The organism is Halomonas sp. PGE1 (assembly GCF_013000985.1).
GTDB lineage: Bacteria > Pseudomonadota > Gammaproteobacteria > Pseudomonadales > Halomonadaceae > Halomonas > Halomonas alkalicola.
In genome coordinates this window covers 2,875,345-2,889,217 of the sequence record NZ_CP053032.1, presented here as the reverse complement: position 1 = coordinate 2,889,217, position 13,873 = coordinate 2,875,345, and the positions used below count along the sequence as shown (strand labels likewise).

The 13,873-nt window shown below is 72.8% G+C and carries 11 protein-coding genes; 10 read left to right on the top strand and 1 reads right to left on the bottom strand.

The window, feature by feature from the left end; genetic code table 11:
* Nucleotides 1-43: 43 nt before the first annotated feature.
* From HIR79_RS13630 to cobJ, 8 genes are read left to right on the top strand one after another with little or no spacing between them, the layout of a single operon-like run.
* Nucleotides 44-1,813, top strand: coding sequence for an AAA family ATPase (locus HIR79_RS13630; RefSeq protein WP_169958770.1), 1,770 nt, complete (start codon nt 44-46; stop codon nt 1,811-1,813).
* Nucleotides 1,806-3,182: a cobyrinic acid a,c-diamide synthase CobB gene (locus tag HIR79_RS13625; RefSeq protein WP_169958769.1), complete on the top strand. Its 1,377-nt coding sequence runs from the start codon at nt 1,806-1,808 to the stop codon at nt 3,180-3,182. Before HIR79_RS13630 ends, HIR79_RS13625 begins: the two co-directional genes overlap by 8 nt.
* Nucleotides 3,179-4,309, top strand: a complete 1,131-nt coding sequence (cobW, locus tag HIR79_RS13620; RefSeq protein WP_169958768.1) for a cobalamin biosynthesis protein CobW — start codon at nt 3,179-3,181, stop codon at nt 4,307-4,309. Before HIR79_RS13625 ends, cobW begins: the two co-directional genes overlap by 4 nt.
* Complete coding sequence (cobN, locus tag HIR79_RS13615; protein WP_169958767.1) at nt 4,309-8,175, top strand: cobaltochelatase subunit CobN; 3,867 nt, start codon at nt 4,309-4,311, stop codon at nt 8,173-8,175. Before cobW ends, cobN begins: the two co-directional genes overlap by 1 nt.
* Nucleotides 8,175-9,410, top strand: coding sequence for a ferredoxin-like domain-containing protein (locus HIR79_RS13610; RefSeq protein ID WP_169958766.1), 1,236 nt, complete (start codon nt 8,175-8,177; stop codon nt 9,408-9,410). Before cobN ends, HIR79_RS13610 begins: the two co-directional genes overlap by 1 nt.
* Nucleotides 9,394-10,023, top strand: coding sequence for a precorrin-8X methylmutase (locus HIR79_RS13605; RefSeq protein ID WP_169958765.1), 630 nt, complete (start codon nt 9,394-9,396; stop codon nt 10,021-10,023). The genes HIR79_RS13610 and HIR79_RS13605 overlap by 17 nt, the downstream gene beginning before the upstream one ends.
* 11 nt (nt 10,024-10,034) lie before the next feature.
* On the top strand, nt 10,035-10,760 hold the full coding sequence (gene cobI / locus HIR79_RS13600; RefSeq protein ID WP_169959598.1) for a precorrin-2 C(20)-methyltransferase: 726 nt from the start codon (nt 10,035-10,037) through the stop codon (nt 10,758-10,760).
* A complete protein-coding gene (cobJ, locus tag HIR79_RS13595; RefSeq protein WP_169958764.1) occupies nt 10,757-11,569 on the top strand; it encodes a precorrin-3B C(17)-methyltransferase in 813 nt (270 codons plus the stop codon). Before cobI ends, cobJ begins: the two co-directional genes overlap by 4 nt.
* Here cobJ and HIR79_RS13590 read toward each other — a convergent pair.
* Nucleotides 11,509-12,291 (bottom strand): cobalt-precorrin-6A reductase, encoded by a 783-nt coding sequence (locus HIR79_RS13590; RefSeq protein ID WP_169958763.1) that lies wholly within the window; start codon nt 12,289-12,291, stop codon nt 11,509-11,511. The genes cobJ and HIR79_RS13590 overlap by 61 nt on opposite strands.
* On the opposite strand from HIR79_RS13590, the gene cbiE reads away from it, so the two are divergent.
* Together cbiE and HIR79_RS13580 are read left to right on the top strand one after the other, a co-directional pair.
* Complete coding sequence (cbiE, locus tag HIR79_RS13585) at nt 12,292-13,515, top strand: precorrin-6y C5,15-methyltransferase (decarboxylating) subunit CbiE (protein ID WP_169958762.1); 1,224 nt, start codon at nt 12,292-12,294, stop codon at nt 13,513-13,515.
* Nucleotides 13,512-13,871, top strand: coding sequence for a cobalamin biosynthesis protein (locus HIR79_RS13580; RefSeq protein WP_169958761.1), 360 nt, complete (start codon nt 13,512-13,514; stop codon nt 13,869-13,871). Before cbiE ends, HIR79_RS13580 begins: the two co-directional genes overlap by 4 nt.
* The last annotated feature ends 2 nt before the right edge of the window (nt 13,872-13,873 follow it).

Sequence of the window (13,873 nt, the reverse complement as noted above, 5' to 3'; positions counted from 1 at the left end):
TGGTCGTGTGCCAGGCCCCGATGCCCGGTCGGGCGGTGGTGCCATGACCCCCGTGGCCGAGTTCCCCTTCGTCGCCGTGGTCGGCCAGCCGGCCCTCAAGACCGCCCTGCTGCTCAACGCCATCGACCCCCGGGTGGGGGGTGTGCTGATCAGCGGCCCCCGCGGCAGCGCCAAGTCCACCCTGGCCCGGGCGCTGGCGGCGATCCTCCCCGATACCGCCGAGGGGCGCCGGCCGCCCTTCGTCACCCTGCCGCTGGGCGCCAGCGAGGAGCGCCTGACCGGCAGCCTGGACCTGCAGCGGGTGCTGTCCGAGCGCGAGGCGGCCTTCCAGCCGGGGCTGCTGGCCAGGGCGGACGGCGGGGTGCTTTACGTCGACGAGGTCAACCTGCTGCCGGACGCCCTGGTGGACCTGCTGCTCGACGCGGCGGCCAGCGGCGTCAACAGCGTCGAACGCGACGGCATCAGCCACCGCCATCCCGCCCGCTTCGCCCTGATCGGCACCATGAACCCGGACGAGGGGGAGCTGCGCCCCCAGTTGCTCGACCGCTTCGGCCTCTGCCTCGAGCTCGAGGCGACGGTGGGTGTCGAGGAGCGCATCGCCATCCTGCGCCAGCGGGAGGCCTTCGACCGCGACCCCGAGAGCGTGTTGGCGAGCCATGCCGAGGCCCAGGCGGCGCTGACCCACCGCCTGAGCCAGGCGCAGCAGAGGCTTGCCGAGGTGACCACCGACGCCTGGGGCTACGAGCATATCGCCCGGGGTTGCGAGGCCGCCGGCGTCGAGGGCCTGCGCGCGGACGTGACCTGGCATCGGGCGGCCCGGGCCCATGCCGCCTGGCGCGGCGCGACCACGGTGACCCGGGAGGACCTGGACACCGTCGCGCCCTGGGTGCTGGCCCATCGCCGTACCCGGGAGCCCCGGCCCGATCACACGCCGCCGTCCGGTGGCCCGGGCGGGCAGGGCGGCTCCGATGGCGGGGCGGACGGAGGCGCCGCGCCCGGCGACGGCCAGGGCGGTCCGGCCGGAGACGGGCAGTGGGGCGCCATGCCACCGCTGGCCCAGCCGAGCGTCGGCGTGCCGGCCCAGGCGTTGCCGGCGACCGAGGCGCCGGCCCGCGATGCCGCTACGTCGCCAGTGGCGACAGCGCCGCGGGGGACCTGGCCGCAGGGCGGGCCGGGTCGGCAGCGTTCCGGTGGCGAGGCCAGGCCGCGCCGGCCGGACTGGTTCGCCACCCTGGTCGCCAACCGTGGCCACTGGCCCTGGCGGGAACTGCGCTATCGCCGGGGCCGCGGCGGCCGGCCGCTGGTGCACCTGGTGCTGCTGGACACCTCCGCCTCCACCCTGGGTGGCCGGCGGCTGGGCCGCGCCAAGGGGCTGGTGGAGCGGCTGGGGCGCGAGGCCTACGCCGCCCGGGAGCAACTGGCGGTGCTGGGCTTCGGCAACGACGGCGTCACGGAGCTGGTGTCGCGGCGTCGTGCCCCCAAGGCGCTGCCCGGGCGGCTCGAGGCCGCCGGCGGTGGCGGCGGCACGCCGCTGCGCGAGGCGATCCAGCACGCGGCGCGGCTGATTCGCCGGTGGCGCCGGCAGGACGCCGGCCTGCGGGTGCGCACCTACCTGATCACCGACGGGCGCACCCGCCAGCCCCTCGACGGCCTGCCGTCGCTGGGGGAGTGCGTGGTCGTGGATACCGAAGCGGCCGCCGTCAAGCGCGGCCGCGGCGCGCTAATCGCCGCGCAACTGGGCGCCCGTTATCACCCCCTGTCCTGCGGTGGAGCGTCCAGTAGAGAGTCCCTTGGAGAGTCGGCCCATGGCTAAGCCAAGCGAGGCGGCGAGCGCCGCCTGTCCCGCCCTCTTTATCGCCGCCCCGGCCTCGGGGCAGGGTAAGACCACGGTGACCGCATCCCTGGCCCGGCTGCTGCGCAACCGGGGCCAGGTGGTGCGGGTCTTCAAGACCGGCCCCGACTACCTGGACCCGCGGGTGCTGGCCCAGGCCTCCGGGCGGCCGGTGGACCCCCTCGACCTGTGGATGGCCGGCGAGGCCGATTGCCGCCGGCGCCTGTACGAGGCCGCCCGGGAGGCGGACCTGATCCTGGTGGAGGGCGCCATGGGCCTGTTCGATGGCGAGCCCTCCAGCGCCGACCTGGCGGCGTTGTTCGACCTGCCGCTGGCCATCGTCATGGACGTCAAGGGCATGGCCCAGACCGCGGCGGCGCTGGTGGCCGGCCTGGCGGGGTTCCGCGATGACGTGCGCATCGCCGGCCTGATCGCCAACGCCTGCGGCTCGCCGCGCCACCGGGAGTTGATCGAGGCCGCGCTGCCGGCCGAGATTCCGCTGCTGGCCGCGGTGCCCCGGGATGCCGCCCTGGCCCTGCCGGAGCGCCACCTGGGGCTGGTCCAGGCCGAGGAGATCCGCGACGACCTGGAGGCCCGCTTCGAGGCCGGCGCCGCGGCGCTGGAGGCCGAGGGGCTGGCGGAGGCGCTGCTGGCGCTGCCGCCGGTCACCTTCGCGGCGCCGCCTGAGGCCGCCGCGGCGCCCCTGCCGTCGTTGCGGGGCCGGATCATTGGCGTGGCCCGGGACGCGGCCTTCAGCTTTATCTACCAGGCCAACCTGGAGCTGCTGGAGCGCATGGGCGCGACCCTGCGCTTCTTCTCGCCCCTCACCGATAGCCGATTGCCGCCCTGCGATGCCCTCTGGCTGCCGGGGGGCTACCCGGAGCTGCACGCCGCTCGGCTGGCGGAGAACGCGCCGATGCGCGACGAACTTCGCCGCTTCTTCGCCGCGGACAAGCCGATCCTCGCCGAGTGTGGCGGCCTGCTCTACTGCCTGGAGAGCCTGACCGACGTCGACGGCGAGACCCACGCCATGCTGGGGCTGCTGCCCGGCCGGGGTGCCATGCGCGGGCGGCGCGGCTGCCAGGGGATGCAGACCGCCGAGCTGCCGGAGGGGCCGGTGCGCGGCCACGCCCACCACCGCTCGGTGGCGGAAGGCACGCCCGAGCCCATCGCCTTCGGCCGGCGCCAGCGCCACCCCGCGCCGGGGGAGGCCATCTATCGTGAGCGCGGCCTCACGGCCACCTATCTGCACCTCTACTTCCCCGATAACCCCGATGCCCTGGCCCGGCTGTTCACGGCGAGCGGGTGGCCGGCATGCGCGATCATAGAGACCGAGGAGTCCCAAGGATGAACCTGAACAAGATCCCCGCCACGGTGGTGACCGGCTTTTTGGGCAGCGGCAAGACCACCCTGCTGGCCGGCCTGCTACGCCAGGTCACCGGCAAGCGCATCGCCGTTATCGTCAACGAGTTCGGCGAGCAGGACATCGACTCCAGCCTGCTGCGCGGCTGCGCCCTGGGTTGTGACGAGGAGGGCGAAGACGCCCCCGTGGAGCTCGAGCGCGGCATCTATGAGCTGGCCAACGGCTGCATCTGCTGCACCGTGGAGGAGGAGTTCCTGCCGGTGATGAAGCAACTGGTGGCGCGCCGCGACGATATCGACCATATCCTCATCGAGACCAGCGGCCTGGCCCTGCCCAAGCCGCTGGTGCAGGCCTTCAACTGGCCGGAGGTGCGCCAGCACTGCACCGTGGACGCCATCATCACCGTGATCGACGGCCCGGCGGTGGCCGCCGGCCGCTACGCCAGCGACGTCGACAAGGTGGAGGCCCAGCGCCGGGCCGACGAGAGCCTGGATCACGACCCCAGCCTGCGCGAGCTGCTCGACGACCAGCTCAGCGCCGCCGACCTGGTGCTGGTCACCAAGACCGACCTGCTCGCCCCGGATGAACGGGCCCGGGTGGAGGCCCTGGTGGCCCAGCGGGTGCCGGCCTCGGTCAAGACCCTGTTTATCGACCAGCGTGCCTATGGCAACGGTAACGGCGATGGCAACGGCGACACGCGGGCCCAGCTGGAGGCCCTGATGGGCATCGGCGCGGCCAGCGAAGAGCATATCGACCGCATCGACAACCACCACGATCGCCACCACGCCGAGGGGGCCCACCACGACCACGCCCACGATCACTTCGACTCCTGCGTGATCCGCCTGGGCGAGGTGGACGGCGAGGCCCTGGCGGCGCGCCTCCAGGCGCTGCTGCAGGGCCACGAGATCTACCGGGCCAAGGGCTTCGCGGCCCTGCCGGGCAAGCCCATGCGGCGGGTGATCCAGGCCGTGGGCGAGCGCCTCGACGGCTACTTCGACCGCCTCTGGACGCCGGATGAGCCGCGGGAGACCCAGCTGGTGATCATCGGCAAGGGGCTGAATAGCGAGGCCCTGCATGCCGCCCTGGCGGGCGCCGAGATCGCGACGGCGCCCTGATGCACCTCTTCGCCGCCAAGCCCGGGGGCTTCGTCGACGACGAGGGCATCGTCGACCTGCAGCAGAGCCCCGCCGAGGTCGTCATCCTGTCCGCCGCCGACAGCAGCCTGTCGGCCCTGGCCCAGGCGGTGGAGCGCCTGGATGGGGCGGGCGGCGAGGACTTTCCCTCTCTGCGCCTGGCCAACTGGATGAACCTGGTCAAGCCCGCCGCCTATGACCTCTACGAGGATCGGGTGCTGGACGAGGCGCGGCTGGTGATCGTCTCGCTGCTGGGCGGCAGCGGCTACTGGCGCTACGGCTTCGAGCGGCTGCAGGCCTGGGCGGCCGCCGATAAGCGCCGCCAGTTGATCCTGGTGCCGGGCTGCGATGCCCCGGACGACGATCTGCTGGCGGCCTCCAGCGTCCCCGTCGCCTTGGCCCACCGGGTCTGGCGCTACCTTCGGGAGGGGGGCGTGGACAACGCCGAGCAACTGCTGCGTTGTGTCGGTGCGGAATGTCTGGGGCTGCCCCTGGCGTGGCGCGAACCCAGGCCCCTTCCCGCGGCGCTGCTCTACGACCCCCACACGGTGGGCCGGCAGGAGGCGACCCTGAGCGAATGGCGGAAACGCCAGGTTCCCGAGCGCCCGGTCTGCCTGCTGCTCTTCTATCGCAGCCATCTGCAGGGCGCCAATATCGATGTGCTGGATGGCCTGATCGCGGCGCTCGAGGCCCAGGGCCTGGCGCCCCTGGCGGTGGCCGTGGCCTCGCTCAAGGAGTCGGCCTGCCTGGCCTTCGTCAATCACCTGATCGAGGCGACCGGTGCGGGCCTGGTGATCAATACCACCGGCTTCTCCGTCAATCGTCATACGGACGACGGCGAGGCCCTCGGCGAGGCGGAGCTCGAACAGGAGCTCGCGGGACTCTTCGTCGGCCGGCCGGTGGTGCTGCAGGCGATCCTGGCCAGCAGCACCGAAGAGGACTGGCGGGCCGAGGCCGGCGGCCTGCGCAGCCGCGACCTGGCCATGCAGGTGGTGCTGCCGGAGATGGATGGCCGCATCCTGACCCGGGCGGTGGGCTTCAAGAGCGAGGCCCACTACAGCGAGCGCTGTCAGCTGTCGGTGGTGCGCCACGCCCTGCATCCGGAGCGCGCCGCCTTCGTCGCCCGGCTGGCGCGGCGCTTCTGTGACCTGCGACACAGGCCGAACCGAGAGAAACGCCTGGCGCTGGTGCTGGCCAACTACCCCAACCGCGACGGGCGCATCGGCAACGGCGTCGGCCTGGATACCCCGGCCTCGACGGTCGCCATCCTGCGGGCCCTGGCCGGGGCGGGCTATCCGGTGAGTGAGGTGCCGGAGGACGGCGACGCCCTGATCCGGTGGCTGCAGGGCGGCGTCACCAATGCTCGCGAGGCCCTGGACGGGCGCCCCTGCTGGCAGAGTATCGCCGTCGACGACTACCTGGCCTGGTTCCGGACCCTGCCGGAGGCCCTTCAAGAGACGGTGTGGACGCGCTGGGGGCCGCCCGGCGCGGACCCCAAGTACCGCCAGGGCCGGCTGATGATCGCCGGGATCCGCCTGGGGGAGACCTTCGTCGGTATCCAGCCGGAGCGCGACATCAGTGAAGGGCCTGGAGCTGACCTCACCAAGAGCTACCACGATAGCGAGCTGGCGCCGCCCCATAGCTACCTGGCCTTCTATCTCTGGCTGCGCGAGCACTACCGGGTGGACGCGGTGATCCATGTCGGCAAGCACGGCAACCTGGAGTGGCTGCCGGGCAAGAGCACGGCGCTCTCCGCCGACTGCTGGCCGGAGGTCGCCTTGGGGCCGCTGCCGCACTTCTATCCCTTTATCGTCGACGACCCGGGGGAGGGCGCCCAGGCCAAGCGCCGCAGCCAGGCGGTGATCATCGATCACCTGATGCCGCCGCTGGCCCGCGCCGAGCTCTACGGCGCCATGGCCGAACTCGAGGCGCTGACCGACGAGTACTACCAGGCACTCGGCATGGACCCGCGCCGCGAGACCCTGCTGCGCGAGCGGATCCTGGCCCATCTGCGCGACACCGGGATCGACCGGGAGCTGGCCCAGGGCGGGGATGGCACCGAGGGTGACACGGATAACGAGCGCCTGCTTAACGAGCTGGATACCTACCTGTGCGATATCAAGGAGGCGCAGATCCGCCACGGCCTCCATGTGCTGGGCAGCCTGCCGCCACGGGATAAGCGGGCCGGGACCCTGGTCGCCATCCTGCGCCTGCCGCGGGGTGAATCGCCGGCCCAGCGCGGCCTGCTGCATAACCTGGCCGCCGACCTGGGGCTGCCGCCGGAGTTCGACCCCCTGGCGGCCGGGGCCGAGCCCTGGCAGGGGCCACGGCCGCCGGCCCTGGCCGCGCTGGCCGATGCCCCCTGGCGCAGCGCCGCCGATACCCGCGAGCGCCTGGAGCGCCTCGCCCATCGGCTGGTGGAGACACACGTTCTGGAGGAGGGCTGCCTGGCGACCCTGGCCCGCGACTACCCGGCCACCGCCGAACAGTGCCGCCATGCCCGGGAGCGGCTCTGGGCCGATATGCAACGCGGCGCCGAGATGGAGCTCCAGTCGCTGCTGGATGGCCTGGCGGGGCGCTTCGTGCCCCCCGGGCCGAGCGGCGCCCCCAGCCGCGGGCGCCTGGACGTGCTGCCCACCGGGCGCAACTTCTTCGGCGTCGACAACCGCGCCATTCCGTCGCCGGCCGCCTGGTCCCTGGGCGAGGCCTCGGCCCAGGCGTTCGTCGAGCGCTATCTGCAGGATCACGGCGACTACCCGCGCCGCCTGGGCCTGTCGATCTGGGGCACCGCCACCATGCGCACCGGCGGCGACGATATCGCCCAGGCCTTCGCGCTGATGGGCGTGCGGCCGATCTGGTCGCTGGGCTCCCGGCGGGTGATCGATATCGAGGTGATTCCCGCCATGCTGCTGCAGCGGCCCCGGGTGGACGTCACCCTGCGGGTCTCCGGCTTCTTCCGCGACGCCTTCGCCAACGTGATCCGCCTCTTCGACCGGGCGGTGCGGGCGGTGGCGGAATACCAGGAGCCGGGGGATGCCAACACCATTCGCACGGCGGTGCTGGCGCGCCGGGACGAGCTCGAGGCCCAGGGGCTTTCCCCGGAGGCGGCGGCCCGGGAGGCCGGCTACCGGATCTTCGGCAGCAAGCCCGGCGAGTATGGCGCCGGCCTGAACCGCCTCCTCGACAGCCGCGCCTGGGAGGACGCCGACGACCTGGCCGAGGCCTACCTGGGGGCCGGGGCCTACGCCTACGGCCAGTTCCCGGAGTCCGGCGTCGCCGCCCGGGCCGCCTTCGAGCACCAGCTCGAGGGGCTGGAGGCGGTAATGCACAACCAGGACAACCGCGAGCACGATATCCTCGACTCCAACGCCTACTACGCCTTCCAGGGCGGCATGGCCAACGCCAGCCGGGCGCTGGCCGGCCAGGCCCCGGCCATCTACCACGCCGATCACGCCGACCCGGCGCGGCCGCGGATGCGCACCCTCGAGCAGGAACTGGCCCGGGTGATCCGCTCCCGGGTGCTCAATCCCAAGTGGATCGAGGCGATGCGCGAGCACGGCTACAAGGGCGCCGCCGAGATGGCGGCGACGGTGGACTACCTGTTCGCCTACGACGCCACCACCGACCTGGTGGCCGACTACCAGTACGCCCAGGTCACCGAGGCGCTGGTGCTGGACCCGCGCAACCAGGCGTTTTTGCGCGAGCATAACCCCTCGGCCCTGGAGGAGATGGCGGAGCGGCTGCTGGAGGCCGCCCAGCGCGACCTGTGGCGGGCGCCCGGCGAGCAGGGCGAGGCGCTGCAGGACCTGCTGCTGGAGATCGACGAGACCCGGGAGCTGGCGCCCTGATGGTGGATCAGCGGGATACGGCGGCCAAGGCGAATCAGCCAAGTATTAAAGGCTGGTGCCCCGGGGCCTGGCACCCCATGGCCAGCGGCGATGGGCTCCTGGTGCGGGTGCGGCCGCGGTTCGGCCGGCTGACCCGGGACCAGCTGCTGGCGCTATGCGACGCGGCGGAGACCTACGGCAGCGGCCTGATCGAGCTGACCAGCCGCGCCAACCTGCAATTGCGCGGCGTCTCCGAGGCGTCCTGGCCCGGGCTGATGGAGGCCCTCGTCGAGCACGGCCTGGTCGCGGCGGACCCCGAGGCCGAGCGCCGCCCCCAGTTGCTGCTGGCCCCCGACTGGCGTGCCGGCGACGCCACCAATCAGGTGGGGCGCCTGCTGGAGGCCCGGATCAATGAGCTTCCGGCGCTGCCGGCCAAGTGGGGCCTGGCCATCGATGCCGGGGCCGCGCCGCTGCTAAGCGAGGCCTCGGCGGACCTGCGTATCGAGCGGGCGGCTTCGGACGCCCTATTAGTCCGTGCCGATGGCCGCGCCCGGGGCACCCCGGTGGACTCTCCCACCGCCGCCGTCGAGCTGCTGATTCGGCTGGCCCACTGGTTCGTCGCCAGCGGCGGCATCCACGCCGGGCGGATGCGCCGGCACGAGGCGCCGCTGCCGCCCTGGGCGCCGGCCTCCACGCCGCCGGCTTCTACATTGCCAATCAGGGCCGGCCAGCCCATGGCGCTGGGGCGCCACCCTACGGGGCGGGTCCTGGGCCTGCCCTTCGGCCGGGCGTCGGCCGCGACCCTGCGGGCCCTGATCGGGGCGGAGTCAGTTGATGCGGGTTCGGTCAGCGCCGTGCGGGTCACCCCCTGGCGGCGCCTGCTGGTCGAGGGGGTTCCCACGAGTGAGACTTTCCAGGAACAGGTGCCGCCGGGGCTAGTGGAGAGCGAGGGCGATCCGCGCCTGGCCATGCAGGCCTGCCCCGGGGCCCCCCACTGCGAGCAGGCCAGCGTGGCGACCCTGGGCCTGGCGCGGGCACTGGCCGAACGCCGACTGATCGCGGGCTCCCTGCATCTCTCCGGCTGCGCCAAGGGCTGCGCCTGCCGGCAACCGACCGACCTCTGCCTGACCGGGCGGGCAGGGCGCTATGACCTGATCATCGGCGGTCGCGCCGATGGCACGCCGGCCGCCACCGGCCTCAGTGAATCCGATGTGATCGAATACCTAGAGAAGAATCGCAATGCCTTACGTCTATGAAACGGACGGCCCGGCCATCTACCGGGAGTCCTTTGCCACGATCCGGCGCGAGGCCGAATTGGCGCGCTTCGCGCCGGAGGAGGAGCCGGTGGCCGTGCGCATGATCCATGCCGCCGGGCTGGTGGCGCTTGCCCCCTACATTCATTTCCGCGGCGATGCGGTGAATCGCGCCCGGGCGGCGCTGGAGGCGGGGGCGCCGATCCTCTGCGACGCGCGCATGGTCGCCGAGGGCATCACCCGCACGCGCCTGCCGGCGGACAACGCCATCGTCTGCACCCTGCACGACGCGCGGGTGCCCGAGCTGGCCCGGGAGCTGGGCAACACCCGCTCGGCGGCGGCGCTGGAGCTGTGGCGCCCCCAACTGGATGGGGCGGTGGTGGCGATCGGCAATGCGCCCACCGCGCTGTTCCATCTGCTCAACATGCTGGAAGAGCCGGCCTGCCCGCGTCCGGCGGTGATCATCGGCTGCCCGGTAGGCTTCGTGGGGGCCGCCGAATCCAAGCAGGCCCTGTGGGAGAGCGCCGCGGCCCCCTGCGTGATCGTCGAAGGTCGCCTCGGCGGCAGCGCGGTGACGGTGGCTGCCCTCAATGCCATGGCGGATCGCAGCGAATGAGCCAAGCAACCATCACACCGGGCACCATCCATGGCGTCGGCCTCGGCCCCGGCAGCCAGGACCTGATGAGCGTGCGCGCCGACCGGCTGATTCGTGGGGCCACCCACGTCGCCTATTTCCGCAAGAAGGGGCGCCGCGGCCATGCCCGCAGCATCGTCGAGGGCCTGCTGGCGCCCGACGCGATCGAGATCCCACTGGAGTATCCGGTCACCACAGAAATCCCGTTCGACGACCCGCTCTACAACGAACTGCTGGCGGCCTTCTACGAGAACAGCGTCGCGCAGCTCCGCGAGATCGCCGAGGCCGGGTGCGATGCAGTGGTGCTGTGCGAGGGCGATCCGTTCTTCTACGGCTCCTTCATGCACCTCTATACCCGCCTGCAGGGTCGGGTGCCGGTGGAGGTGGTGCCCGGCATCACCGGCATGTCCGCCGCCTGGACCGCCACCGGGCAGCCGGTGACCTGGGGCGACGACGTCCTTACCGTGCTGATGGGCACATTGCCTGAGGAGGCCCTGGTCGAGCGTATCGCCCGCACCGACGCCCTGGTGGTGATGAAGATCGGCCGCAACCTGGACAAGCTGCGCCGAGCCCTGGTCAGGGCCGGCCGCGACGACGAGGCCTGGCTGATCGAATACGCCGCCATGCCCCAGGAGCGCATCCGGCCGTTTCGTGAGGTCGGCGATAGCGTCCCCTACTTCTCCATCCTGGTGATCCACGGCAACGGGAGGCGGCCATGAGCGAGGCGGCAAGCGGCGGCTGGCTTAAGGTGGTTGGGTTAGGCCCCGGCGCCGAGGCGCTCATTACCCCGGAGGTCTCCGCCGCCCTGGCGGAGGCAACCGATGTGGTGGGCTATGTGCCCTACGTCGAACGGGTGGCGCCGCGGCCGGGGCTGGTGCGCCACGGCTCGGACAACCGCGAGGAGATCCGCCGGGCGGAGGCGGCCCTGCAACTGGCTGCCGCGGGCCATCGGGTGGTGGTGGTCTCCTCGGGAGACCCGGGGGTCTTCGCCATGGCCGCGGCGCTCTTCGAGGCGCTGGAGGCGGGAGAGCCGGCCTGGCGCGCCCTGGATATCCAGGTGCTGCCGGGCATCTCCGCCATGCTGGCCGCCAGCGCCCGGCTGGGGGCGCCCCTGGGCCACGACTTCTGCTGCATCAACCTCTCCGACAACCTCAAGCCCCGGGCGCTGATCGAGCGCCGCCTGCGTCTGGCCGCGGAGGCCGATTTCGCCATGGCCTTCTACAACCCCCGCTCGAGGGCGCGCCCGGAGGGCTTCGAACGCGCCCTGCAAGTGCTGCGGGAGGCCTGCGGGCCGGCGCGCCCGATCATGTTCGCCCGGGCCGTGGCCACGCCGGAGGAGTCCCTGAGGGTCACCACCCTCGGCGAGGCCACGCCGGAGATGGCCGATATGCGCACCCTGGTGCTGGTGGGCTCCAGCCAGACGCGGCTGATCCCGCGCCTGACCCCGCATCAGGGCCTGCCCTGGGTCTATACCCCGCGGTCGGTCCTGGGGTCTGACTCAGTGGCTGATTCAGGGGCTGGCTCATGAGCGAGCCAGGCCAGCACCGCTTCGACCGAGTGCACCTCGTGACGGGAAGGCAGCGCCGGCCGCTCGATCATCACCACCGGCAGGCCCAACTCCCGGGCGGCGCTAAGCTTGGCGATGGCGCCTGCGCCGCCGGCGTTCTTGCAGACGATGCGCTGGATGCCGTGCTCCCGCAGCAGGGCCAAGTCGCCCGCCAGGGTAAAGGGGCCGCGATCCAGGATCACCCGATGCCGGGGCAGGGGCGGCGGCGCCTCGGGGGCATCGACCAGGCGCAGCAGGTAGTGGTGCCGGGGTTGGGCCGCGAAGGCGGCGAGGTGCTGGCGGCCGATGGCCAGCAGGATCCGCTCGGGCGGGCCGGCAAGCGCCGCCACCGCCGCCTCGATATCGGCGACGCGGGTCCAGCGATCACCGGCCTGGGGCGCCCAGGGCGGGCGGGTCAGGGCGATCAGGCGGATACCGGCGCGGCGCGCCGCCGCCACGGCGTTCCGGCTCATCCGCTCGGCGAAGGGGTGGGTGGCGTCAACCAGGTGGGTGATGCCGTGCTCCGCCAGGAAGTCGGCCAGGCCCGCCACGCCGCCGAACCCGCCGACCCGGGTGGGCAGCGGCTGTGGCTTGGGAGTGCTCACTCGCCCGGCATAACTGAACAGGGCCGGGACCTCGCGCTCGGCCAGGGCGCCGGCCAGGGCACTGGCTTCCGTGGTGCCCCCTAGAATCAGGATTTTCATATGACGGACCTTGACGACGCTCCCTGGCTGACCCTGCTCGGCTGGGGGGAAGGTGGCACAGAAGGGCTGACCGCGGCAAGCCGCGAGGCGCTGGAGGCCGCCGAGCTGGTGTTCGGCGCCCGGCGCCATCTACGCCTGCTGCCGCCGCTGTCCGCCGAGGTGCGGGAGTGGCCGGTGCCCTTCGCCGAGGGTATTCCTCGACTGCTGGCTGAGCGGGGCCGGAGGGTGGTCATGCTGGTCTCCGGCGATCCCTTCTGGTTCGGTGCCGGGTCCACGCTGGCGCGCCATCTGCCCGCCGCGGAGTGGCGGGTCCTGCCGGCGCCTTCCACCTTCAGCCTGGCGGCAGGGCGTCTGGGCTGGCCGCTGGAGGCCTGCACCTGCCTGGGCCTGCATGCCAAACCGCTGACGCGGATCCGCCCCCATCTGCAGGTCGGCCGACGCCTGCTGGTGCTGGTGCGGGACGGCGAGGCGGTGAGCGAGCTGGCCGGCTGGCTGGAACGCTTCGGCTTCGGCGCCAGCCGGCTGCATCTGCTGGAGGCCCTGGGCGGCGATGGCGAGCGTATCCGCAGCGTGCGGGCCGACGCCGCCCTGCCGGACGATATCGCCCATCCGGTGGCGGTGGGGCTGGAGGTGGCCGGTGAGGGGCCGGCCTTGCCGCTGACGCCCGGCCTGCCGGACGCGCTGTTCGAGCACGATGGCCAGATCACCAAGCAGGCCGTGCGCGCCCTGATCCTGGCCGCCCTGGCCCCCCGGGCGGGGGAGCGGCTCTGGGATCTCGGCACCGGCTCGGGCTCCATCGCCATCGAGTGGCTGCTGGCCCATCCGGACAACCGCGCCCTGGGCATCGAGCGCGACGCCGGGCGGGCGGCTCGGGCGCGCCGCAATGCCCATGCCCTCGGCGTCGACTGGCTCGAGGTGGTGGAAGGCGATGCGCTGGCGATGCTGGAAGCGGGTGCCTTGGCCGAGGCCCCGCCCCCCGAGGCGGTCTTTATCGGCGGCGGGCTGTCCCAGGCCCTGCTGGAGGCGCTATGGCGGCGCTTGCCGGCCGGCGTGCGGATCGTGGCCAATGCGGTGACCCTGGAGTCCGAGGCCCTGCTGGCCGAGTGGCAGCGGCGGGCCGGCGGCGAGCTGCTGCGTATCGAGCTGGCCAGCGCCGCGCCCCTCGGCACCCGGCGGGGCTGGAAGGCCAGCTACCCCATCGTGCAGTGGCGGGTGAGCCGATGAGGGTGGCGGGCTTCGGCTTTCGCCGCGGCGCCGGCCTGGCCTCGTTGGATAACGCCCTGGACCGGCTGTGCCGGCGCTATGGCCCGGTCGACCGGCTGGCCGCGGTGCAGTCGATGCTACCGCTGGTCCAGGCACTGGGGGAACGACACGGCATCCCCGTGATAGGAGTGGCGGAGGGTGACTTGCCCCGGGCGGTCACCCTGACCCGCTCCCCGCATAGCCTGGCGGCCCGGGGCACCGGCAGCGTCGCCGAAGCGGTGGCCCTGCTGGCGGCGGGCCCTAGAGCGGCCCTGCTCGGCCCCCGACTGATCTCGACGGACCGCCAGGCCACCGCGGCCCTGGCGAAAGGAGACTGAAC